A 23,559-nucleotide genomic window follows, 5' to 3' on the forward strand; every position below is an offset into this window, starting at 1 on the left:
AAGGAGATACAATTGGACTTGTTATACCACTTATCCCTTTTAGGTTCTAGTTATTGCTATCACAGTTGTGATGGAAAACGTGCAGTTAATAAGGTGCAAAAAGGGCGCATAAAAAAGCCCGACAAATCATTGCCGGGCTATATCCCTGTTATCTTTCAAACGGTAGGCGGTAACACGATAATTAATCACCCAATATATTGAATTTACTAAATTTATTGGGTGAAATTTAGTTTCCACCTACCGATAATTTGAAAGCTAATCTCTAGGGCACAGAATAAGGTGATAATTCAGCTTAATTCTGCCCGGCCGGAGATTGTTGAATCGGGTCGATAGCCGGTTCGGCTGCCGGGCGGTTTTGCAGCACCGTCCAGATAACCACGACGGCCAACACGTCAAACACAGCCAGTGCAGCAAACAGTGGGCTGAAGCCCATGGTGTCTGCCAAAGCCCCGACCACCAGTGCAAACAGGGTACTGGCAGTCCAAGCCGCCATTCCCGTCAAGCCGTTGGCGGTTGCCACTTCGTTACGACCAAAGACGTCGGATGACAAGGTGATCAGTGCGCCGGACAGTGATTGGTGCGCAAAGCCGCCAACACACAGCAATGCAATCGCAATATAAGGGCTAGTGAACAGGCCAATCGTCCCTGGAGCAATCATCAACAGGCCACCCATTGTTACCACTAACTTACGGGAAACAATCAGGTTAACTTTGAAATATTTCTGGAATAATGGCGGCAGATAACCACCCAAGATACAGCCTAAGTCGGCAAACAGCATTGGCATCCAGGCGAACATAGCAATTTCTTTCAAGTTAAAACCATAGGCTTTAAACATGAACAGTGGGATCCACGCGTTGAATGTCCCCCAAGCCGGTTCTGCCAGAAAACGTGGGATTGCAATACCCCAGAACTGACGGTTACGGATAATCTGCATTGCAGACATCTTTTTAGCGTTAGCAGTGGAGTGCTGTGCTTCCTGACCACTGAGGATGTATTCACGTTCTTCATCCGTCAGTTTTTTCTGATCTTTCGGGTGTTTGTAGAGGATTAACCAAGCAATTGCCCAAATCAGACTGAGCACACCGGTGATGATAAATGCCATCTGCCAGCTATGCATCACGATAGCCCACACCACTAATGGGGGGGCAATCATACCGCCGATAGAGGAACCGACATTGAAGTAACCCACAGCAATAGAACGTTCTTTTGCAGGGAACCATTCACTACTGGCTTTCAGGCCAGCAGGGATCATAGCAGCCTCTGCCATACCTACCGCACCACGGGCGATAGCTAAACCACCCCAGCTACTGGCCAATGCAGTACTCATACAGAATATGGCCCACATAATGGCAAACATGGCATAGCCCACTTTCGTGCCCATAACATCCAGAACATAACCGGCGACCGGTTGCATCAAGGTGTAAGCAGCAGAATAAGCGGCGATAATATAAGAATATTGCTGTGTTGTGATATGTAACTGCTCTTGCAGCGTCGGTGCGGCAACGGCAATGGCGTTACGTGTTAAGTAACCCAATATAGTACCGACAGTGACCAAAGCGATCATGTACCAGCGTAAGCCTTTAATTTTACGCATCATTTATAACTTTCTCCCAGTCTAAGATTACTGCTATGTAACGCAGTTTATCGCTACGTTTCATAGCGCAATTTGGTCCAATCCGACATTGCTGTGCATGCGGCGGTACCTGATGCTCCCTTTACGGCCGAGTGACACAGCATTCTGTTTCCCAGAGAGGGGTAATCAGAAAATTGCTGTGCCCGATATCACTTCGGTCTTAAGCCGTTTGTAGTCAGTGATATTTGTCGATGTGTTCCATCAGCGACGACCTTACCCTTGCTATCTGAGGCCGCAGTGCTGGTACGGCCTCACTTTGATGTACCCATTTGGGTCAAATCAGCGCATTTAATCGAACATGGCGGTTGAGATGACTGATGGCGACGCAACAATAACTTGTCATACAGATTTAAAAGTTGAGTGATATCACAAAAACCACTTTTCAATTAGGGAATAATAGAACCCGGCAGACTTAGTGCCGCAAGGGACTAAATAAACTATAAATGTTGAGTATTTGTTCTTTTTGTTAGGTTTTTGCGATCTCCATCTATAAAAAAATGCTGGACGATAGATGAAATTGGTGTGATAACTTCGCGATAACAGAAAGCAGTACTCTAAGATGTACTCAAGTGAGGAACCTAATATGGCGCAGTTTTTGACCGAAGACTTTTTGCTCGACACCGAATTCGCCCGTCGTCTGTATCATGACTACGCAAAAGATCAGCCGATCTTTGATTATCACTGCCATTTACCACCAGAACAGATTGCAGAAAATTACCGCTTTAAGAACCTGTATGACATCTGGTTGAAAGGTGACCATTATAAATGGCGTGCTATGCGCACTAATGGTGTTGCAGAACGTCTGTGTACTGGCGATGCCAGTGATCGCGAAAAGTTTGAAGCTTGGGCGGCCACGGTTCCACATACTATCGGTAACCCGCTGTACCACTGGACGCATCTTGAATTGCGTCGCCCATTTGGTATTACAGGTAAACTGCTATCCCCTGCAACATCAGAAGAAATCTGGCAGCGCGGTAATGAATTGCTGGCTCAGGACAATTTCTCCGCGCGTGGCATCATGCAGCAGATGAATGTAAAAATGGTTGGCACTACAGATGACCCAATCGACGACCTGCGTCATCACAAAGCCATCGCCGCTGATGGTAGCTTCAATATCAAAGTGTTGCCAAGCTGGCGTCCAGACAAAGCGTTCAATATTGAAGCCGCAGGTTTCAACGACTATATGCAACGTTTGGAAGCGGCTGCCGACACCTCTATCAGCCGCTTTGCTGATCTCTGCACGGCGCTAAATAAACGTATGGATCACTTCGCAGCACATGGTTGCAAAGTTTCTGACCATGCGTTGGACGTCGTGGTTTACGGCGAAGCTGATGAAGCCACGCTGGATGCTATTCTGGCGCGTCGCCTGGCCGGTAATCAACCAAGTACCGAAGAGATTGCTCAGTTTAAAACCGCCGTATTGTTATTCCTGTCTGGTGAATATCATCGTCGTGAATGGGTGCAGCAGTATCACATTGGCGCACTGCGTAACAACAACAGCCGCATGTTCAATCTGGTTGGGCCGGATATTGGCTTCGACTCGATTAATGACCAACCACTGGCGCAGCCTCTATCCCGCCTGCTGGATGCACAGGGCCTGCGTAATGCTCTGCCAAAAACCATCCTTTACTGCTTGAATCCACGCGATAACGAAGTGATCGGTACCATGGTAGGTAACTTCCAAGGTGAAGGTGCTGCTGGGAAAATGCAGTTCGGTTCAGGCTGGTGGTTCAACGACCAAAAAGATGGCATGCAACGCCAAATGACTCAGTTGGCACAGCTTGGTTTACTCAGCCGTTTCGTCGGCATGCTGACTGATAGCCGTAGCTTCTTGTCTTATACCCGCCATGAATACTTCCGCCGCATTCTGTGCCAGATGATTGGCCGTTGGGTCGAAGATGGTGAGGCACCGGCGGATATTGAACTGCTGGGATCCATGGTGAAAAACATCTGCTTCGATAATGCGAAACAGTACTTTGCCATTGAGCTGTGATCGTTACAGCCAAAGATAACCACAAATTAAGCTAATAACAGGGCCAGTTTCCATGGCCCTTATGACTATAACTTATTGATTATTTAGCGCCCGGCTACGCCGCGGAAGATAAACTCTCCGTCAAGCGAGGACTGTCAGTAATGATAGGCCACGGCTGTATGCGTTATAAGGTGAACCCTGATGCAAACCCTGAACCGTCGTGACTTTCCTGGCCGTAGCCATCCTGACAAAATCATTCAATTTGGTGAAGGCAACTTCCTGCGTGCTTTCGTCGATTGGCAGATTGATCTCCTCAATGAACATACTGATCTGAATGCCGGGATCGTCGTGATCCGCCCGATCGACACTGATTTCCCACCGTCACTCAGTACGCAGGATGGCCTGTACACTGCGGTGATTCGTGGTTTGAATGAGCAGGGAGAAGCGGTGCGGGAATCCCGTCTGATCCGTTCTGTTAATCGTGAAATCAATATTTACCGCCAGTTTGATGAATATCTGGCACTGGCACGTGATCCTAATATTCGCTTTATGTTCTCAAATACCACCGAAGCCGGTATTGCCTGGAATGAAGCGGATCAATTCAATGATGCACCGCCAAGTTCTTTCCCCGCCAAATTGACGCGTTTGCTGTTCGAGCGTTTTGAGCATTTTAAAGGTGCTGCGGATAAAGGCTGGGTACTGCTGCCGTGCGAACTGATTGATTATAACGGCGAAGCACTGCGTGAATTGGTGTTGCGTTATGCCAGCCATTGGCAATTGCCGGCAGCATTCACTCAGTGGCTGACTGAAAATAATACCTTCTGCTCCACATTAGTGGACCGCATTGTGACTGGCTATCCACGTGATGAAGTGGCCGCGCTGCAAGCTGAGTTGGGTTATCAAGACAGCTTCCTCGATACTGCTGAATATTTCTATCTGTTTGTTATCCAAGGGCCAAAAGAACTGGCACAAGAACTTCGTCTGGATAAATTAGATCTGAATGTTCGCATTGTTGATGACATCAAACCGTACAAAGAACGCAAAGTCGCCATTTTGAATGGCGCGCACACCGCGCTGGTACCGGTCGCTTACCTGTCGGGGTTAGATACTGTCGGGCAGACTATGGACGACGCGCAAATCAGCAGCTTTGTAGAGAAAACTATTACCGAAGAAATTGTGCCGGTATTGGATTTGCCTGAAGATGAGTTGTTGTCATTCTCTCAAGCCGTATTGAGCCGGTTCCGCAACCCGTTCATTCAGCATCAATTGTTGTCTATCGCTTTGAACGGAATGACAAAATTCCGCACTCGTATCTTGCCACAATTGCTGACTTATCAGCAACAGCAAGGCAAGTTACCACCACGTCTGACTTTTGCACTGGCCGCGCTTATCGCCTTTTACCGTGGCGAACGTGATGGTCAAACCTATCCACTACAGGATGATGCCCACTGGCTGGAGCGTTATTCAATGCTGTGGAGTGGTGTCAAACACGGTGATATCGCGTTGGCTGAGTTGGTTAACAGCGTGCTGTCTGATGCCGCCCACTGGGGACAGGATCTGACCGCTGTGCCGCAACTGGCAAATCAAGTTACAGAACAACTGCAAACTATCATTGATCGCGGTATGAGAGCTGCTGTCGCGGCATACAGCTAAAGGTTTAACTATGCAAAGTATTATAAAAATTCACCCGTTAGATAATGTTGCTGTCGCATTGCAAGACCTCGCTGCCGATGATGTCCTCGATATCGGGGAGTTTCACGTTAAGTTGGCGCAACCCGTGGCGCGTGGCCATAAATTTGCTCTGACGGCCATTGAGCCAGGGCAAATGATCGTTAAGTATGGTTTGCCGATCGGGCATGCATTAACCCTGATCCAGCCCGGCGAGCATATTCATTCGCAAAATGCTAAAACCAATCTTAGTGATCTGGATGAGTATGAATATCAGCCGGAGTTTATGGATTTACCGCCGCAAATGGCAGATCGTGAAGTCCAGATCTACCGCCGTGCGAATGGTAATGTCGGGATCCGCAATGAATTATGGATCATTCCAACGGTAGGGTGTGTTAATGGCATTGCCCGGCAGATCCAGCAACGTTTTCTGAAGGAAACACAAGATGCCGAAGGTATTGATGGCGTCTATTTGTTCAGCCACCCATTTGGTTGTTCACAGCTGGGTCAGGATCATGAAAATACTCGCACCATGCTACAAAATATGGTGCGTCACCCCAATGCCGGTGCGGTACTGGTGATCGGGCTAGGATGTGAAAATAATCAGGTCGATGTTTTCCAGACAACGTTGGGTAAGGTTGATGAAGATCGTGTGCATTTTATGGTCTGTCAGCAGCAAGATGATGAAGTGGAAGCTGGCCTTGAGCATCTGCATGCACTCTATCAAACCATGCGTAATGACAAACGGGTTCCGGGCAAGCTGAGTGAACTGAAGTTTGGTTTGGAATGTGGTGGTTCTGATGGTTTATCAGGCATTACTGCTAACCCATTACTGGGGCGTTTCTCTGATTATGTGATTGCCAATGGTGGCACATCGGTTCTGACTGAAGTACCGGAAATGTTTGGTGCCGAAAGGATCCTGATGAGCCGTTGCCGTGATGAAGCTACGTTTGAAAAGACAGTCAGCATGGTCAATGATTTCAAACAGTACTTTATTGCTCACAACCAACCTATCTATGAAAACCCATCACCGGGTAATAAAGCCGGTGGTATTACCACGCTGGAAGAGAAATCCTTGGGCTGCACCCAAAAAGCGGGTCAGAGCAAAGTGGTCGATGTGCTGAAATACGGTGAACGCTTACAACGTCCTGGTTTGAATTTGCTCAGTGCTCCGGGTAATGACGCGGTGGCAACCAGTGCCTTAGCTGGAGCGGGTTGCCATATGGTGCTGTTCAGTACTGGCCGCGGCACTCCTTATGGTGGTTTTGTGCCGACAGTGAAACTGGCAACTAACAGTGAACTGGCTGCCAAAAAACCTCATTGGATCGATTTCGATGCTGGTAAATTGATTCACGGTACGTCCATGGACACATTATTGACTGAGTTTGTTGATTTGATAGTCGACATTGCCAATGGCAAACCAGCACGTAATGAAGTGAATGATTTCCGTGAACTGGCAATCTTTAAAAGTGGCGTAACCTTGTAAAAGCTGTGCTTTTTGATTAATATGAAACGGTGTTTTATTTTTTATGAATAGAACACCGTTTACGTTTTAATCATGTAAGACTCAGTGCGGCTATCCGCACACCAGGACTCACCCACCATGACTTTCTATTGGTTTGCTCAATCTATTGGTGTACTGGCATTTTTTGTCGGCATCACCATGTTCTTCAACCGCGATGAGCGGCGTTTCAGACTTCAGCTTTCTGCTTACAGCGCCATTATTGGCTGCCATTTCTTTCTTATGGGAGCCAGTGCTGCCGGCAGCAGCGCTATGCTGAATGCACTGCGTAATCTGGTCGCCTCCAAAACCCGCAGCAATGTTGCAATGATGGTATTCATCATTCTGACGCTGGCGTTTGGGCTATGGCGTATGCAGCACGCAGTAGAGATATTGCCGATATTTGGCACGGTGATCAGTACCTGGGCGCTCTTTCGCACGACCGGGCTGACGACTCGATGTGTGATGTGGGTATCCACGGTATGTTGGGTTATCCATAATGTTTGGTTGGGTTCTATTGGTGGTTCATTGATTGAGGGCAGTTTCTTGCTGCTCAACGGCTTTAATATTATTCGTTTCCGCCGTTTGCAATTGAAAGGGATAGATCCTTTTCGGGTTGAAAAGAAAATCGTGAAAGAAGATGTTAGCCAATAAAAACGGGGGCTAGATAGCCCCCGATCATCATTTTAAGGTCCGAACTCAGACGTTTTTACGGCTTGCCAACGGATCTGGATCGGCCAGCTTGATATCTTCAGCCTGACAAACGGCAGCAGTAAAGATGACGTCAGTTGAAGAGTTCAGCGCAGTTTCAGCAGAATCTTGTAGCACCCCGATGATAAAGCCAACGGCAACGACTTGCATCGCCACTTCGTTTGGAATACCAAACATGCCGCAAGCCAGCGGAATCAACAGCAGCGAACCACCGGCGACACCCGATGCGCCACAAGCGCAGATTGAAGCAACCACACTTAACAGCAGTGCGGTTAACAGGTCCACAGGAATACCGAGGGTATGCACGGCCGCCAGTGTTAACACCGTAATAGTAATCGCCGCGCCTGCCATGTTAATGGTGGCACCCAATGGAATCGAAACGGAGTAAGTATCTTCGTGCAAGTTCAGCTTTTTGCACATTTCCATATTAACGGGAATGTTAGCGGCTGAACTGCGGGTGAAGAAGGCAGTAACGCCACTTTCACGCAGGCAAGCAAATACCAGCGGATAAGGGTTACGACGGATTTTCCAATAAACAATCAGTGGGTTGACCACTAATGCGACTAATAACATACAACCAATCAGTACCACCAGCAGTTGCGCATAGCCCAGCAACACACCAAAGCCAGTTTCAGCCATGGTGGATGACACCAGACCAAAAATACCCAATGGAGCAAAGCGGATAACTACACGAACGACTTTAGTGACAGCATCAGACATGTCATTAATCAATGCCTTGGTGGTATCCGCAGCATGACGCAGGGCAATACCGAGGCCGACAGCCCAAGCCAGAATCCCGATATAGTTAGCATTAAGCAGAGCATTAATCGGGTTCGCAACCACACTGTTTAGTAAACCTTTTAGTACTTCGACAATCCCGGTTGGCGGGGAGATATCTGCATTCAGGGTGGCTAATACCAAGGTTGATGGAAACATAAAGCTGACAACCACCGCAATCAGTGCCGCAGAGAAAGTCCCCAACAGATACAAGAACAGAATAGGGCGAATATTGGTTTTTTGACCTTGCTTATGGTTAGCAATAGAGGACATCACTAACATCAAAACCAGAACTGGCGCGACAGCTTTTAATGCGCCAACAAAGAGTGTGCCCAATAAACCCACGGCCAATGCGGCTTGAGTTGATACTAACGCTAAAATAATCCCGGCAATCAAGCCGGCCAGAATTTGTTTAACCAAACTGCCGCGGATAATAAATCCGATAAAACCAGATTGTGTCTTTTCCATAGTTTTCCAGTGATGCCTCTTCCCAAGTTAAACTTGTTTTCTTTTTGGCCGATCAACACAAGAGCCGGAACGTGGCTCAGTGTTTAGTCTCACACCTGTAACTAGGAGCTTACCCACTAAGGCTTTATTTGCCATGTTGAACCTGTGCAGTGCTCTTAATCCTCACGTACTGTGTACGCTTCGGTTCTTGCGCGCTGTCCGTATTCAAACTGACGGCAACAATGACGCATACTGGGATAAGCTCTTTATATTATTTGTAACTGGGTGTGTTTGCTTTGACAGTATAAGGGAATCTATTGAGCTGGAAAGAGACAATCAGCAAAATCCAATGGGGATCAAATTTGCATAACATTTTGTTTACATTTGTGTGATCGTAATAACATTTGGTGAATAATCAGAATCGCGGGATAAATACGGGGTGAGAGTCACCCCGTAGGCGATATTGTCCCGTTAACCTGACTTTTTGTCTGAGGTTTTATCTGCTGCTAAACGACGGTCTGCACGATGATTTGCCCAAGCATTAATGATCAACGTCAGCGCCAAAATGCCTGCCACGACACCCAATGAAATGCCAATAGGGATATGGAACAGATCGATGAGCATCATTTTGATACCGATAAAGACCAAAATCATGGATAAACCGTACTTCAACATTGAGAAGCGTTCTGCCACGTTTGCCAACAAGAAGTACATGGCACGTAAGCCCAAAATCGCAAATAAGTTAGAAGTCAGAACGATAAAGGGATCGGTAGTCACGGCAAAAATGGCCGGAATACTGTCAACGGCGAAAATCACATCGCTCAATTCAACCAGAATTAAAACCAGCACTAATGGGGTGGCATAGAGCACGCCATTTTTGCGCACCGTAAAGCGGTCGCCATGCAACTCATCTGTCATGCGCAGATGATTACGAATCCAGCGAACCAGCGGCTTCTCACCGATAGGCGTATTGTCGTCTTTCGCCATGGCCATTTTGATACCGGTAAACAGTAAAAATGCACCGAATAAATACAGGATCCAGCTAAATTGCGATACCAGCCAACTGCCGGCGAAGATCATAATAGTACGCAGTACAATCGCGCCCAGCACACCATAGATCAGTACCCGACGCTGTAGATTGGCAGGAACAGCAAAGTAGCTAAAGAGCATTAGCCAAACAAAAACGTTATCAACAGCGAGGGCTTTTTCAATCAGGTAGCCGGTGAGGAAGGCCAGCGCTTGCTTATCGGCAATTTCGCGACCCACGGTTTCGGCCAGATACCACCAGAAACCGGCATTGAATAGCAAAGATAAACTTACCCATACCAGCGACCAACAGGCTGCTTGGCGCAGTGTCATGGTTTGTGAGCCACGGCGCCCCTGCAACAGTAAGTCGATAGCGAGCATAATGGTCACTACGACAGCAAAACCACCCCATAGTAAAGGAGTACCCACGGTATTCATCATTAAGGAACCTCATAAAAACAAAAACGGCCAACGTCGGAAGACGCTAGCCGCTATGATTGAGCTGCAAGCAAACCTCGCCTTCCGGCAAGGTCTCACTTACAACTCTATTAATGTAAAAGCCCAAGTGGGTACTCAATACATTAATGAGGTTGCCCGGTAACCGGGTGCTTTCGCACCGTAATGACGGCAAACCGGCAATGAAGTTACTCCCCTTTGCCGCGCAAAAATAATTGAAAATGGACTGCGGGTCAATCATTGAAACAAAATATTAATGATACCCTTTATTATTGAAGATGCAGGGAGCTGGCAATGCTGATGATGCTCGAATAAGTTCATCCGGATTTGCTGACTTGCCACCTACCTGCAATGCCAATGATTTGAGTTATATCGCTGGCGGCTGGGAGTCTGCCGGGAAGATAACACCAGTTTGACGACGAATCTCCGTCTGTATACGCGATGTGAGCAATGACAACTGCAAGCCATCATGTTCCACCTGTTTATTTTCCACCAGATTGGCAAAAACCTCAGCTTCATACAGCATAGTATTAATATGTTGAGGTTGCGTGAGATCTTGCGAGTGGCTGCCTCGTGGGGTAAAGGCGACGGATAGACATTCAGAGATACTTTCAATCACCAGCGAACCATCTTCTCCCTGAATCTCGCTGGGAATATCGGATTGGCTGACTTTGGAATGGATGATAACCACATCAAAATCGCCATAATTTAGGCAAACCGTGCCGTGCGCATCAACACCACTTGGCAGCAAACTGGCACTGGCAAGCACTGATTTGGGTTCCCCCCACAGGGCTAAGGCGCTAGCTAGGCAGTAGTAACCAATATCCATAATCGAGCCATTAGAAAATGCCGGATTAAATGTATTGGGATTTTCACCATTCAGATAACGTTGATAACGTGAGGAATATTGGCAGAAATTAATAAAAGCCTTACGTAATTTACCCACTCGCGGTAGAGACTGTTTTATTTGAATAAAATTAGGGAGATAGGCTGTTTTAAAGGCTTCGAATAGCACCACTTGGTGCTCGCGGGCGCAGGCAACCAAGTCTTCGGCTTCGGCAAAGTTAGAGGCCAGTGATTTTTCGCAAATAACGTGTTTTTTGTGGCTGAGGAACAGCTTAGTTTGAGGATAATGTAAGGCGTTCGGGCTGGCGATATAGACAGCATCGATCAGTTCACTTGTTGCCATTGCTTCCAGATTATCAAAGCATTCGGTAACGTTATAATCCTCACCAAACTGCTTAGCTTGTTCCAATTTGCGAGAGTAAACAGCCACCAGTTTCATTTTGCCACTCTCGTGGGCAGCATCAACAAAGCGCGCGGTGATCCAATTGGTGCCAATGACAGCGAAGCGAATCATAGTGAACTCCATTCCGACTAGAAGAAAAACACGTTGAACCGCCAGATTATCATGGCCCGCAGAACCACGGCTGAATTTCTTGGCGAATGAATACTTCAGTGACTAGATGCGGTTAGTTATAAATCAAAAGCTAATAGATACTGCCAAACAGATCCAAATGTGTCAGGTAGAGACGTGTATCAAACTCTAACTGATGATATTGCGGCTCCATATGACAGCACAAACTGTAGAATGCTTTGTTGTGATCTTTCTCTTTCAAATGAGCCAATTCATGCACCACAATCATTTTTAGGAAGGCTTCCGGGGCGTTTTTAAACACGGTAGCAACCCGAATTTCTGCTTTGGCTTTCAATTTACCGCCTTGCACTCTGGAAATCGCAGTGTGCAGGCCGAGTGCATGTTTCATCACCTGAATTTTACTGTCGTAGGCGACTTTACTTAATGGTTGAGCATTGCGCAGATATTGGTTTTTTAAATCAACCGTATATTGATACAGCATTTTATCTGTATTGTAATCATGAGGTTGTGGATAGCGCTGACGCAATACATTCCCCAATCGCTGCTCGGTAATCAACTGATGTACCTGAGACTGTAAGTGTTCGGGATAACCTTGTAGATAGGTCAGTTCCGCCATAGTAGGTATTTGCCCTAAGTAAATTGATTATCGTACTTGAAGATATATAGGGATTCAAACAAAGCCCACTGCCGGTATTGTTACCAACAGCGAGCTTTGACTTAATGGGGGAGAAAAACGTAATTTATCATCAAGTTAGAAGCGATAATTCGCGCCCACACTGGCTTGAGTATCACTGTAATTGTGGCCACCAAATTGATGACCTAAATGTGTCCACAGCCGCAGGTTGTTGTTAACGTTTGCTTCAATGCCCACTTTAAGGTCTGCAATATTGCTATTCCCTTGCGGCATCACATTGATACTTGTTAACTCTGTCTGATTTTGTAGCGGCCTCTTGATGATGTACACGTTTGATAATTGTACTCCTTGATTCATTCGGCTATGAACCCAATTTGCTTCAAAGGAGGGGCTGATTTGCAGCGTTCGAGTCGAAGATAAGGTGTCAATATCGAATTCCATTGCTGTTCGCACCCCCAGTTTGGTGGTGACTCCGCTGTTTTCCTCAACTCTAACCTGTGTACCGTTTGGTTCAACATGTAATAGCCCGCTGGTACGCTGCCATAATACTTTTGCCTTGGGTTGTACGAAGAACCGAGAGCCAGTTTTTTCGAATACTTGTACTTTGTAGCCACTCTCTAATGCTGTCGTAAACAGATAAGATCGGTAATTTGCGCTCGTGACGATATCTGCGGCTTTAATCTGATTATTGAACCAGCTATGTTGTGCCAGTAAGTCAATATAAGGCCCGAGTTTAGTTTGGTTATCGGCATACCAGATGCTGTATAAACCCAAGTTATAGCCATCAACAGAACCTTGGGCCTGATGATGAGATAATGTGGAGCGACTATGGTTAGTGGATTTACCTAACCCCGTTGTTAACCCCAAAAGCCCCTGACCATTGCCACCGCTGCTCCATGTGCCCAATGTCCCTCCAAGCTGGATAGCGTAGCGGTCACTTTTTGTATGCAATTGACCTTGTCCTGAGTTAAAATGGCTTTTTGAGCCAGTAGTATTGAGCCACATGCTAGTGACTTCTGTTTCTCCGGTGGTGGTATCAGTATAAAGTCTTTCCCCATGGCGATATTGCAAGTCATCAGCAATAAACATCTGTTGAGCGGCGAGCTGGTTTGCAATATAGCTGCCCACTTGCGGATTATGACCCGTGATCGGTGCGTATTTAATGATCTGTTTAGGCGCTGGCTTTGGTGTCGATGGAGCAGCGACTTTTTGAGTGCTAGCGAGGGCTTTTTTAACCTTTTGAGGCTCCGGTGCGGCGGTGGCCGTTTGGGTATTTTCTGGTTCCGGATCTTCAGTTATTGTCTTATCCGTATTCTCAGGTGCTGGGGAGATAATATTGGTTATTGTAGAGTAGATTGCGTTAGTAACATGACCAACTTCTGTAGCCGCAGCATCGATTTCAGTGACAATATCGGCTTTGGGTCTATTTTCCTTATAAGCCTCATAAGCTGTTTTATAGTCTGCTAGTGGCTTGCCATCCAGCATATCTTTTAAATAGTTCCCTACATACTTTCTATTAAATATTTGCTGGTCCTGCTGCTGTTTCTCCTTCTGATGTTTCTGTTTTTCTATTTTTAGTTCATTTAGATGGCTTGAAACTATGGGTAATGTCTCGGACAGGGTAGTGACTATTGTGGGGACACCAAAATCAGTTACCGGAATATGTGACTCTTCGGATATTTGTCGTTTTGGTTGGCTTATGTCCTCATAGAATTGCTTCAGACTATGAGTCTCTGCCCACACAGCAGTGCTACTGAATACCAACAACAGTGCGCTAATCGCTTTGGCGCAAGGTGCTATACGATAAGGTAATGAACATGAATTAATGGGGCGCTGAATAAAATATGATATAGACATTGTTGGTTTACCTTCCTGGTAATTGATATCCAAGCTTTATATCTTTTGTATTTAAATTTACTGGGGATGATTGCTTCCAGCGATAAAATACAGATTTGATATCAATATAATATATTGGTGACTTTGGCATTTATGATTAAAATACAAATAACAAATTATCTATATTTTATTTGTTTCACGAATGCATAAGAATAATAGATTAATGCAGATATTTATCTGGCGAGCTATTTTATGTTGAGTCAGCAGAAATAGAGGTTATTGATAATGAATCAACACAAAAATAAGACTTGGTAATGATTGATATCGTAAAGTATGGGACAATTCATTACGCTGCCTTAAGCTGCATGCCAGAGGGCCTCTCTGTTATGCCTCAGGCATGCCTCACGTTTTATCGGCTTTGGTTTAGATAAAACGGCATTTAAGTAAAAAAACATTTTACTGAAGGCCCGTTTTAGGGGATAAACAGCCCAAATTTATTATTCAGGAGCGGTGATGAGCCAACTCTTACTGGGGACACAAAGCCTTGAGCTTGAGCGTTTCCCCCCACAAGAAAATTCCAATACCTTACAGGCGTGGGAAGCAGCGGATGAATATCTGCTACAAAACATTGACTTAAACCAAATTGATGGTCGTCCGGTACTGGTATTTAATGATCAGTTTGGAACGCTGGCCTGCGCTTTACACGCTTATCGTCCATTTAGTGTTAGTGACTCCTACATGAGCCAACTGGCAACGGCGCATAATTTGCGCTTAAACCATCTTGATGAAGACGCTGTCACCTTGCTAAGTAGTATGGATGCGTTACCGCCAGCGCCTAAGTTGGTAGTGATAAAGATCCCTAAAGCATTGGCGTTGTTAGAGCATCAATTGCGTGCTTTGCGCCGCGTCGTGGCACCTGACACAGTCATTATTGCGGGGGCGAAATCCCGTGATGTACATAACTCAACCCTGCAATTATTTGAAAAAATTCTGGGGCCAACGAAAACCACATTGGCCTGGAAAAAAGCACGCTTGATTCACTGTGAAGTGGCCGATATTCCGCAGGAAGATGTACCAGAGACAACGGATTGGCCGCTGGCAAATACCGAGTATGTCATCCATAACCACGCGAATGTTTTCTCCCGTAATAATCTGGATATTGGCGCGCGTTTCTTTATGGAAATCCTGCCTTACGATGTGACCGGTAGAATAGCGGATCTGGGCTGTGGTAACGGGGTTGTGGGTTTAATTGCACTTGAGCAAAACCCGTTGGCGGAAATGCTGTTTGTCGACGAATCATATATGGCTGTGGCATCCAGCGAGTTGAATATCACGTACAACCGCCCGCAAGATTTATCGCGTTGTGAGTTTATGGTCAGCCATGGTCTGGCCGGTGTGGAACGTGAGAGCCTGCAACTGGTGCTATGCAATCCGCCATTCCATCAGCAGCATGCCGTCAGTGATCATGTGGCTTGGCAAATGTTCTGCGATGCCAAGCGTTGCCTGCAAGTGGGCGGGGAACTGATGATCGTGGGTAACCGTCATTTGGATTATTTCCACAAACTGAAACGCCTGTTTGGTAACTGCGAGACGCTGGATTCCAATCAGAAATTCATGGTGCTGAAAGCGGTTAAAACAGCATCATCCCGTTCAGAAGGCGGTGGTTCGGGGAGTTTGGATATGTCGTACAGCGATTTCTAATGACCTTTTGGCTGTGACGTTGCAGCATAGACCTTGCTGCAACATCAATGCCTAACAGGGGGGCTTAGGCCACCCCTGTTTTTTGTTACCGGCTATATAGCCAGCGCCAGACGTGTTCCTTGATCAATCGCCCGGCGAGCATCTAGCTCGACAGCAACATCAGCTCCGCCAATCAAATGTACTGCTTTGCCCATCGCCATTAAGGGTTGGTGGAGTTCTCTGCGTGGTTCCTGACCTGCACAAATAATAATGGTATCTACCGGTAGACAACTAGCCTGTTCGCCACGGGTGATGTGCAAGCCCTCATCATCGATATGTTCATAGCTGACACTGTTGAGCATCGTGACACCGCGCATAGCCAGACTGGTGCGGTGGATCCAGCCGGTGGTTTTACCCAAGCCTTCGCCCACTTTGCTGGTTTTTCGCTGTAATAGAAAAATTTGTCGTGGTGAAGGATGAACTATAGGCCCCTGTGGGGATAAACCGCCACGATGAGTGAGGTCTTGATCAATGCCCCATTCACGACTGAATGCACGGCAATCCAGACTGCTAGAATCGCCCGACTGGCTGAGATATTCCGCCGTATCAAACCCAATTCCGCCAGCACCAATAATAGCGACTCGCTCACCAACCGGCTTTTTATCGCGCAGCACATCCAGATAAGTCAACACTTTGGGGTGGTCAATACCCGGGATGGTGGGCAAGCGCGGCTGAATACCGCAAGCGAGGATCACTTCATCAAAATCAGTTAGTTGCTGTGCGGTTACTTGAGTATTGAGCTGCTGGATGACGCCATGAAGAACTAACTGACGGCGGAAATAGCGCAATGTTTCGTAGAACTCTTCTTTGCCGGGGATCTGCTTGGCGATATTAAATTGCCCGCCAATGTCCGCTGCGGCATCAAAAAGCGTCACCTGATGACCACGGCTGGCAGCGGTTACGGCAAAAGCCAATCCGGCAGGCCCAGAACCAACCACCGCTAATCGTTTTGGCGTTTCAGTCGGTATGATGGGCATTTCAGTTTCACGACAGGCGCGCGGATTAACCAGGCACGACGTCAGCTTGCCCTCGAAAATTTGGTCCAGACAGGCCTGGTTACAACCAATGCAAGTATTGATTTCATCGGCCCGATTTTGCGCAGCCTTGTGAACAAAAGCGGCATCGGCGAGAAACGGGCGGGCCATTGACACCATATCCGCACAGCCGTCAGCGAGCACTTGCTCCGCCACGTCAGGAGCATTAATCCGATTGGTGGTGATCAGTGGAATGCGGACTTTCCCCATCAATTTGCGGGTGACCCAACTGAATCCGGCGCGCGGTACCATGGTGGCGATTGTGGGAATACGTGCCTCATGCCAACCAATACCGGTGTTAATCAAAGTGGCTCCAGCCTGTTCTATCGCCAGCGCCAACTGTTCAATTTCATCCCAACTGGAGCCTTCTTCCACCAAATCGAGCATAGAAAGGCGATAAATCAGGATGAAATCAGGCCCGGTTGCCAGCCGAACTGCGCGGACAATTTCAACGGCAAAGCGCATACGGTGAGTGAAGTTGCCGCCCCATTCGTCATCGCGCTGATTGGTTCTGGCAGCCAAAAACTGATTAATTAAATAGCCCTCGGAACCCATGACTTCGACACCATCGTAACCAGCACTTTTGGCGAGTTGGGCGCAATGGGCGAAATCAGCAATAGTTTGCCGCACTTCATCACCACTTAATGCGTGTGGGGCAAAAGGATTAATGGGGGCTTGTAATGCTGATGGGGCGACAGGCTGCTTTTGATAACTGTAACGGCCTGCATGAAGAATTTGCAGCGCGATCTTTCCCCCCGCCCGATGTACGGCGTCAGTGACTATCTGATGGTGTGGTACATCCATCTCGTCGTTTAGTACGGATGCGCCTTGATACACGACACCTTTTTTATTGGGGGCAATGCCGCCAGTGACAATCAGACCGACTCCTCCGGCAGCACGTTCGGCGTAGAACGCCGCCAGACGCTGTGGCCCATCGGGTAACTCTTCTAGTCCGGTATGCATCGATCCCATTAATACGCGATTCTTCAAGGTAGTAAAGCCGAGATCAAGGGGCGCGAGCAGGTGAGGGTAAGCTAACATTGCAGTCTCCAATATCGTTATTTCTCTACCGCCATGGTGGAATTAAACCAAGTGGTCGGATGAGATTTTTTAATCAAATTTAGACGGTGCAATGCGGCTTGGGAAATTACAATGTGCTGATTGTGATAGCCGTCATGAATATGACATTGGTTGGGAGATAAGTATCAAATGAAGGGATGATGCGGGTAGAGCATATTCCCTTCATTTATCAATATGATTGCCAGTTAATCACCAAAGACCCGCAGGCGGTGACCATCAGGGTCTAATGCCACAAAAGTATAACCAAAATCCATTTGCAAAGGCATTTGCAAAATCGGTAGACCACGCTGCTGCCAGTCATCATATAAAGATTGCACTGCCGCTTTGTCTGCCAGAGCAAAAGCCACTTCAGCGCCACCTCCTGTAGCGGTCGCTGCTGGCTCAACATCATGTTTTGACCATAATCCCAGCATGACACCCGAATCCAGTGCAAACATGGCAAAAGTAGGATGTAACTCCACCGGATCTTTCGCCAATAGGTCGGTGTAAAATGCCGCACTTTGGGTCGGGCTATCAACGTATAAAATGATGAAGTTTGGATCTGTCATAATATTTCCCCAATATAATGAGATGGATACGCAGTGTGTCAGCTCAATGTCGCTTAACTGAGTTCTATCTTAGTGGGGCCTACTGACAGTTTCTGTCAGTAGTGATTATCTATTTCAAAGAGAGAGAAAAAGTCATTTTCTGGGCGGTGTAGATAGCAATGATTGTTCTTCGATTCCTTCAGCTTCACGCCACTGTTTTAATAATAGATGCCGACGTTGAGGATAACGCTGTTCGGTCAATGCAATCGCGCTGATACGGTCTGCCCGGAAATTACGGATAGTTTGGCGTAACTCACACCAGGCAATCACCACACGGACTTGTTCAAAAAAGCCAATAGCAAACGGCCAGATACGGCGGCTGGACTCCGCCCCTTTCAAATCTCGGTAAGTCATATCGACTTTTCGCTCACCACGTATTGCGCGGCGCAATATAGGCAAGGCCAACTCGCAGTCTGGCATATGATCGACCGGGCCGATCAACAGCGTTGAAGCATCTAGCTCGTCGCGTAAGTCCGCGGGTAAAACGGCCGCAATTTTTGCTAAAGCATTATGAGCTGCCGCCCTAAGCTGTGTATCGCCACGATCACTAACCCAGCGTGACCCCAGTACCAGCGCTTCAATTTCCTCTTCAGAAAACATTAATGGCGGTAGCATAAAACCAGGGCGCAGCACATAGCCTAATCCGGGTTCACCTGTAATATCAGCACCTTGTTGTTGCAGGGTGGCGATATCGCGATAAAGTGTTCGCACGCTGATTGCCAGCTCATTTGCCAGCGCTGCCCCAGTCATCGGATAGCGATGACGGCGTAAAATTTGAATTAAATCAAGTAGGCGCTGACTACGGGACATAGTGACTCTCGTCAAAGCAGAAAAATTGACTATATACCTTTCGTCTTATTTTCAGAATAGCGGTATCGCTGTTCACGATACCGCGGAGGAAGGAAATTTATGAGTTACGTTTAAATAAGCCCGCGACCATAAAACAGCTAAATGAGCTAAACAACATTTCAATCCCGACCAATGTGGTCACCATCGTGATAGACATTAGTGGCCCAGCGCTCACCAGCAGATAGGTAATAAACAGATCAAGCACACCTAATAAGATTTGCAGCCATGCGCCAGGCAATCCCCATGTTTTAAAACCAGTTATCAGCCGCATCACCCCACCAAAAGCAAACAGCACGCCGAGTACAATGGCCAGACTTATCATCCCAATTGTAGGATTGGTAATAAATACATAACCCATCACTATGTATGCCACACCCACTAAAATACCCGTCACCATCGGCCAGAGGTTATGAGAGCGATTAGCTATCATCCCGATGATAAGCGCAATACCACTGAGCAGCAGTAGAATACCGATGATAGTACTCAAGGCCGCACCAGAGGCTAATGGGTTAATCAAGCAGAAAATCCCGCCTAATAGCAACAGGACTGCAATGATTCGCATAATAAGCCGTTGTTTTTTCAACGTTCCTTCATCAATATCCATAAGGTATTTCCGATCTATATTCAGCATGACTATGACTCCTGTAAGGTCTGAACTGAGTTATCGATAACTCCCATGAGTATAGGTCGAACAATATATATTAAAAAAATTAATGAGATTCAACTGATTATGCGGTGGAATTTTTCCTGTACATCAGCGGTAAAAATAGCCTGACAGGATATTAATGGTAGCGTTTACAAGTGTGAAAACTTCAATTTCATTTGATGAAATGCTCGATGGCCATGATCTGTAATTGTTGAATAGAAAAATAATTCTTATAAGTTTCCAAATAAATGAAAAATACAATGTAAATAATATGGTAATTATCTATCTATTAAAAAACATATTTGTATTTATAGTGGCGCATTTTTTATCTGGTGCTAACTTTTTATCATCACGTGAAATTATAATATTTCGTTGGTGATGTATTTTTTAAATAAATTCAATAATAACATCATATTTTATAGTTTTTTGATTTCACAAGTTTTTAATTGAATTCTCCTCAATTAGAATAGGGGTCGTAAATGACTAAAAAATCTGCAGATGATTATCGTTCGACATTATTGGATTCCCGCTTTGGTTCTCAAGCAATCCGTAATATGACGGAAGATAAAAATTTTCCCCAAGAAGAAATGCGCGAAGATATTGCCTTTCAAATCATTAGCGATGAGCTATTTCTTGATGGAAATGCGCGGCAAAACCTCGCAACATTTTGTCAGACGTGGGATGACGATAATGTCCACAAGCTGATGGATCTTTCGATAAATAAAAACTGGATTGATAAAGAGGAATATCCGCAATCAGCGGCGATAGATATGCGCTGTGTAAATATGATGGCGGATTTATGGAATGCACCTAAATCAAAGGATGGGCAAGGTGTTGGAACCAATACGATTGGCTCTTCAGAGGCCTGTATGCTCGGTGGTATGGCCATGAAATGGCGTTGGCGTAAAAAAATGGAGGCGGCCGGTAAACCGACGAGTAAACCTAATTTTGTTTGTGGGCCAGTGCAGGTGTGTTGGCATAAATTTGCCCGTTACTGGGATGTAGAAATGCGTGAAATCCCCATGGCACCGGGGCAATTATTTATGGATCCACAACGGATGGTGGATGCCTGTGATGAAAATACCATTGGTGTAGTACCAACTTTCGGTGTGACTTATACCGGAAACTATGAGTTTCCTAAACCGCTGCATGATGCACTAGATAAGCTGCACAAAGAAAAAGGTCTCGATATAGACATGCACATCGATGCCGCGAGTGGCGGTTTCTTAGCGCCTTTTGTGGCCCCAGATATTGAGTGGGATTTCCGTTTGCCTCGAGTGAAATCGATCAGTACATCCGGGCACAAATTCGGGCTGGCTCCATTGGGTTGTGGTTGGGTTATTTGGCGTGATGCTGCGGCCTTACCTGAAGAGCTGATATTTAATGTCGATTATCTTGGTGGCCAAGTGGGTACCTTTGCTATCAACTTCTCGCGTCCGGCGGGGCAGGTTATTTCCCAATATTATGAGTTTATTCGCTTGGGGCGTGAAGGCTATACCAAGGTACAGAGCGCCTGTTATCAGGTTGCAGAGTTTCTGGCGAAAGAGATTGCTCCATTGGGGCCTTATGAATTCTATTGCAGTGGCGGCCCGTATGAGGGGATTCCTGCTATCTGTTTCCGTGTCAAAGAGGGGGCTAAACCGGGTTATACCCTCTATGATCTTTCGGAGCGTTTGAGGCTACGTGGCTGGCAAGTCCCTGCATTTACACTCAGCGGTGGTATGTCCGATGTGGTCGTGATGCGTATTATGTGCCGCCGCGGATTCGAAATGGATTTTGCAGGGTTGCTATTAGACGATTTTAAATCCTCACTGAAATACCTGAGTGAACATCCATCCCTAGGTGGAGAGGCTAGTCAGAATAGTTTTAATCATACCTAAGGCTAGGCAGTTCTTATTCTGATTTGAGCCTTTAAACCAAGGTGGCGTCATGCCAGCGAATAAGGTGGATAAATTATGCCGAATAATGTCTCCAGTACTGCCAAGCCAGCCGCTCCGGTAAAAAAACTGGGTATTGCTACGCTTGCGATCATGAATATTGTGGCCGTTGTCAGTCTCAGGGGATTACCCGCTGAAGCTGAATATGGCTTGAGTTCAATATTTTATTATCTCTTTGCCGCTGTATTTTTCTTAATTCCAGTGTCATTAGTTGCTGCTGAACTAGCCACGGGTTGGCCTGAAAAAGGAGGGGTATTCCGTTGGGTTGGTGAAGCCTTTGGCCCCCGTTTAGCCTTTCTTGCCATGTTTATGTTGTGGATTGAGGTCACCGTATGGTTCCCCACTGCGCTGACATTTGCAGCTGTTTCACTGGCTTTCATTGGCCCAGAACAACGATGGGATGAGGCTCTATCTGCCAATAAATTCTTTGTCTTGGGAATAGTGCTATTTATTTATTGGCTCGCGACCTTTATTGCCTTTAAAGGGGTTGCGACGTTCGCCAAAGTATCAAAATGGGGCGGTATTATTGGCACCATTATTCCGGCGATTATTTTGATTGTATTGGGGTTCGCCTACTTACTTGGCGGAGGAGCACCACAAATTGAATTGGCTTGGGATCAGGTGGTCCCTGATTTTACCAACTTCGATAACGTGGTACTGGCAGCGAGTATTTTCTTGTTCTATGCCGGTATGGAGATGAATGCCATCCATGTTAAAGACGTGGATAATCCCAATAGAAATTACCCGATTGCCATTATGTTTTCAGCCGTGGGAACGGTGCTTATTTTCGTATTAGGGACTTTAGCTATCGCCTTTATTATCCCGCAGTCGGACATTAGCCTGACACAAAGTCTGTTAGTTGCTTATGACGCCATGTTTAAGTGGGCTGGACTAGAGTGGTTGGGGCCGATTGTCGCGTTTGCATTGGCGATTGGTGTATTGGCGGGGGTTGTGACTTGGGTCGCTGGCCCATCCTCTGGTTTACTGGTTGTGGCTAAAGCCGGATATTTGCCGCGCTGGTGGCAACATACTAATCAAAATGGCATGGCGACACATATACTGTTGCTTCAGGCATTATTGGTGACTTTACTGGCAATCCTGTTTGTCGTATTACCTTCGGTGCAAGCTGCGTATCAAATAATGAGTCAACTGACCGTTATCTTGTATCTCATCATGTACATGCTGATGTTTGGCTCCGCTATTTATCTACGCTACAGCCAGCCGAACCGGCCTCGTCCGTATCATATTCCCGGTGGGACTATCGGGATGTGGATTATTGGTGGTGCGGGGCTACTTGGCTCGATTCTGGCTTTCGTCTTCAGCTTTATTCCACCCAGCCAAATCTCGGTAGGGAGTCCTACGGAATATGTGGGCATTTTGATCGCCACGACATTGTTCTTTGTTGTATTACCATTTTTGATTTATCTCGTTCGTAAACCTCACTGGCGTGATGCCAACAGTGATTTTGCGCCATTTACGTGGGAAGCCGAGAATGGACATCCGGGCATCCCAAATTTATCGGCAACACATACCAGTGATGTGACGGCAACGGCTGCAACTAAAATACCTGCGGCAAACACGCCAAAAAGTTAGTTTCCTTCCTCTGTATAAGCAGGGCGGCTTCGGCTCCCTGCTCAATGACATTAA

17 protein-coding genes are annotated in these 23,559 nt (G+C 46.5%); 7 read left to right on the top strand and 10 right to left on the bottom strand.

The genetic code is table 11. The features are described 5' to 3' along the window. Positions 1 to 292: 292 nt before the first annotated feature. On the bottom strand, positions 293 to 1,597 hold the full coding sequence (locus tag ACIOG0_RS02330) for an MFS transporter (protein ID WP_050100704.1): 1,305 nt from the start codon (positions 1,595 to 1,597) through the stop codon (positions 293 to 295). A gap of 619 nt (positions 1,598 to 2,216) precedes the next feature. On the opposite strand from ACIOG0_RS02330, the gene uxaC reads away from it, so the two are divergent. The 4 genes from uxaC (at position 2,217) to ACIOG0_RS02350 (ending at position 7,428) form a co-directional block, all read left to right on the top strand. Continuing rightward, on the top strand, positions 2,217 to 3,626 hold the full coding sequence (gene uxaC / locus ACIOG0_RS02335; RefSeq protein WP_050100706.1) for a glucuronate isomerase: 1,410 nt from the start codon (positions 2,217 to 2,219) through the stop codon (positions 3,624 to 3,626). A gap of 180 nt (positions 3,627 to 3,806) precedes the next feature. After that, positions 3,807 to 5,258, top strand: a complete 1,452-nt coding sequence (locus tag ACIOG0_RS02340) for a tagaturonate reductase (protein ID WP_128451194.1) — start codon at positions 3,807 to 3,809, stop codon at positions 5,256 to 5,258. Positions 5,259 to 5,268: 10 nt separating this feature from the next. Then, positions 5,269 to 6,759 (top strand): UxaA family hydrolase, encoded by a 1,491-nt coding sequence (locus ACIOG0_RS02345; RefSeq protein WP_050100710.1) that lies wholly within the window; start codon positions 5,269 to 5,271, stop codon positions 6,757 to 6,759. Between the two features lie 117 nt (positions 6,760 to 6,876). Then, positions 6,877 to 7,428, top strand: coding sequence for a YgjV family protein (locus ACIOG0_RS02350; RefSeq protein WP_050100712.1), 552 nt, complete (start codon positions 6,877 to 6,879; stop codon positions 7,426 to 7,428). Between the two features lie 45 nt (positions 7,429 to 7,473). On the opposite strand, the gene sstT is transcribed toward ACIOG0_RS02350, so the two are convergent. From sstT to ACIOG0_RS02375, 5 genes are all read right to left on the bottom strand, one after another. Beyond that, positions 7,474 to 8,730, bottom strand: a complete 1,257-nt coding sequence (sstT, locus tag ACIOG0_RS02355; RefSeq protein ID WP_050100714.1) for a serine/threonine transporter SstT — start codon at positions 8,728 to 8,730, stop codon at positions 7,474 to 7,476. A 450-nt stretch (positions 8,731 to 9,180) separates the two neighbouring features. Then, complete coding sequence (locus tag ACIOG0_RS02360; protein ID WP_128451195.1) at positions 9,181 to 10,176, bottom strand: TerC family protein; 996 nt, start codon at positions 10,174 to 10,176, stop codon at positions 9,181 to 9,183. A 382-nt stretch (positions 10,177 to 10,558) separates the two neighbouring features. Further along, entirely contained in the window at positions 10,559 to 11,551 is a 993-nt protein-coding gene (locus ACIOG0_RS02365) for a Gfo/Idh/MocA family protein (RefSeq protein ID WP_128451196.1), read from the bottom strand. Positions 11,552 to 11,681: 130 nt separating this feature from the next. Next, positions 11,682 to 12,185, bottom strand: coding sequence for a M48 family metallopeptidase (locus ACIOG0_RS02370; RefSeq protein ID WP_050100720.1), 504 nt, complete (start codon positions 12,183 to 12,185; stop codon positions 11,682 to 11,684). A gap of 135 nt (positions 12,186 to 12,320) precedes the next feature. Next, positions 12,321 to 14,060: an autotransporter outer membrane beta-barrel domain-containing protein gene (locus tag ACIOG0_RS02375; protein WP_404704924.1), complete on the bottom strand. Its 1,740-nt coding sequence runs from the start codon at positions 14,058 to 14,060 to the stop codon at positions 12,321 to 12,323. 492 nt (positions 14,061 to 14,552) lie between these two features. Between ACIOG0_RS02375 and rlmG the strand changes: the two genes are divergently transcribed. Beyond that, positions 14,553 to 15,740 (top strand): 23S rRNA (guanine(1835)-N(2))-methyltransferase RlmG, encoded by a 1,188-nt coding sequence (gene rlmG, locus ACIOG0_RS02380; RefSeq protein WP_050140186.1) that lies wholly within the window; start codon positions 14,553 to 14,555, stop codon positions 15,738 to 15,740. Positions 15,741 to 15,832: 92 nt separating this feature from the next. Here rlmG and ACIOG0_RS02385 read toward each other — a convergent pair whose 3' ends face one another. The 4 genes from ACIOG0_RS02385 to ACIOG0_RS02400 all read right to left on the bottom strand — a co-directional run bounded on the left by ACIOG0_RS02385 (position 15,833) and on the right by ACIOG0_RS02400 (position 19,960). Further along, positions 15,833 to 17,854 (bottom strand): NADPH-dependent 2,4-dienoyl-CoA reductase, encoded by a 2,022-nt coding sequence (locus ACIOG0_RS02385; RefSeq protein ID WP_128451197.1) that lies wholly within the window; start codon positions 17,852 to 17,854, stop codon positions 15,833 to 15,835. A 224-nt stretch (positions 17,855 to 18,078) separates the two neighbouring features. Beyond that, on the bottom strand, positions 18,079 to 18,441 hold the full coding sequence (locus ACIOG0_RS02390) for a VOC family protein (RefSeq protein ID WP_050100725.1): 363 nt from the start codon (positions 18,439 to 18,441) through the stop codon (positions 18,079 to 18,081). A gap of 132 nt (positions 18,442 to 18,573) precedes the next feature. After that, on the bottom strand, positions 18,574 to 19,290 hold the full coding sequence (locus ACIOG0_RS02395; RefSeq protein ID WP_050100727.1) for a YafY family protein: 717 nt from the start codon (positions 19,288 to 19,290) through the stop codon (positions 18,574 to 18,576). A 97-nt stretch (positions 19,291 to 19,387) separates the two neighbouring features. Further along, a complete protein-coding gene (locus tag ACIOG0_RS02400) occupies positions 19,388 to 19,960 on the bottom strand; it encodes an HdeD family acid-resistance protein (RefSeq protein ID WP_050100729.1) in 573 nt (190 codons plus the stop codon). Positions 19,961 to 20,454: 494 nt separating this feature from the next. Between ACIOG0_RS02400 and ACIOG0_RS02405 the strand changes: the two genes are divergently transcribed. Both ACIOG0_RS02405 and gadC read left to right on the top strand, forming a co-directional pair. Then, the gene (locus ACIOG0_RS02405) at positions 20,455 to 21,855 is read left to right on the top strand and encodes a glutamate decarboxylase (RefSeq protein WP_128451198.1); all 1,401 of its coding nucleotides are present in this window, start codon (positions 20,455 to 20,457) and stop codon (positions 21,853 to 21,855) included. Positions 21,856 to 21,930: 75 nt separating this feature from the next. After that, complete coding sequence (gene gadC / locus ACIOG0_RS02410; protein ID WP_050100733.1) at positions 21,931 to 23,505, top strand: putative glutamine/gamma-aminobutyrate antiporter GadC; 1,575 nt, start codon at positions 21,931 to 21,933, stop codon at positions 23,503 to 23,505. Positions 23,506 to 23,559 lie beyond the last annotated feature (54 nt).

Origin of the sequence: Yersinia vastinensis (assembly GCF_044905075.1) — a bacterium.
In the GTDB taxonomy this organism is placed as follows: Bacteria; Pseudomonadota; Gammaproteobacteria; order Enterobacterales; family Enterobacteriaceae; genus Yersinia; species Yersinia vastinensis.

What these genes read in the sequence shown, in the direction of transcription:
- ACIOG0_RS02370 (WP_050100720.1), bottom strand. Translation starts at nt 12,185, where the DNA reads ATGGCGGAACTGACCTATCTACAAGGTTATCCCGAACACTTACAGTCT.
- sstT (WP_050100714.1), bottom strand. Translation starts at nt 8,730, where the DNA reads ATGGAAAAGACACAATCTGGTTTTATCGGATTTATTATCCGCGGCAGT.
- ACIOG0_RS02385 (WP_128451197.1), bottom strand. Translation starts at nt 17,854, where the DNA reads ATGTTAGCTTACCCTCACCTGCTCGCGCCCCTTGATCTCGGCTTTACT.
- ACIOG0_RS02360 (WP_128451195.1), bottom strand. Translation starts at nt 10,176, where the DNA reads ATGATGAATACCGTGGGTACTCCTTTACTATGGGGTGGTTTTGCTGTC.
- gadC (WP_050100733.1), top strand. Translation starts at nt 21,931, where the DNA reads ATGCCGAATAATGTCTCCAGTACTGCCAAGCCAGCCGCTCCGGTAAAA.
- ACIOG0_RS02390 (WP_050100725.1), bottom strand. Translation starts at nt 18,441, where the DNA reads ATGACAGATCCAAACTTCATCATTTTATACGTTGATAGCCCGACCCAA.
- ACIOG0_RS02365 (WP_128451196.1), bottom strand. Translation starts at nt 11,551, where the DNA reads ATGATTCGCTTCGCTGTCATTGGCACCAATTGGATCACCGCGCGCTTT.
- rlmG (WP_050140186.1), top strand. Translation starts at nt 14,553, where the DNA reads ATGAGCCAACTCTTACTGGGGACACAAAGCCTTGAGCTTGAGCGTTTC.
- ACIOG0_RS02350 (WP_050100712.1), top strand. Translation starts at nt 6,877, where the DNA reads ATGACTTTCTATTGGTTTGCTCAATCTATTGGTGTACTGGCATTTTTT.
- ACIOG0_RS02395 (WP_050100727.1), bottom strand. Translation starts at nt 19,290, where the DNA reads ATGTCCCGTAGTCAGCGCCTACTTGATTTAATTCAAATTTTACGCCGT.
- uxaC (WP_050100706.1), top strand. Translation starts at nt 2,217, where the DNA reads ATGGCGCAGTTTTTGACCGAAGACTTTTTGCTCGACACCGAATTCGCC.
- ACIOG0_RS02375 (WP_404704924.1), bottom strand. Translation starts at nt 14,060, where the DNA reads ATGTCTATATCATATTTTATTCAGCGCCCCATTAATTCATGTTCATTA.
- ACIOG0_RS02345 (WP_050100710.1), top strand. Translation starts at nt 5,269, where the DNA reads ATGCAAAGTATTATAAAAATTCACCCGTTAGATAATGTTGCTGTCGCA.
- ACIOG0_RS02400 (WP_050100729.1), bottom strand. Translation starts at nt 19,960, where the DNA reads ATGCTGAATATAGATCGGAAATACCTTATGGATATTGATGAAGGAACG.
- ACIOG0_RS02340 (WP_128451194.1), top strand. Translation starts at nt 3,807, where the DNA reads ATGCAAACCCTGAACCGTCGTGACTTTCCTGGCCGTAGCCATCCTGAC.
- ACIOG0_RS02330 (WP_050100704.1), bottom strand. Translation starts at nt 1,597, where the DNA reads ATGATGCGTAAAATTAAAGGCTTACGCTGGTACATGATCGCTTTGGTC.
- ACIOG0_RS02405 (WP_128451198.1), top strand. Translation starts at nt 20,455, where the DNA reads ATGACTAAAAAATCTGCAGATGATTATCGTTCGACATTATTGGATTCC.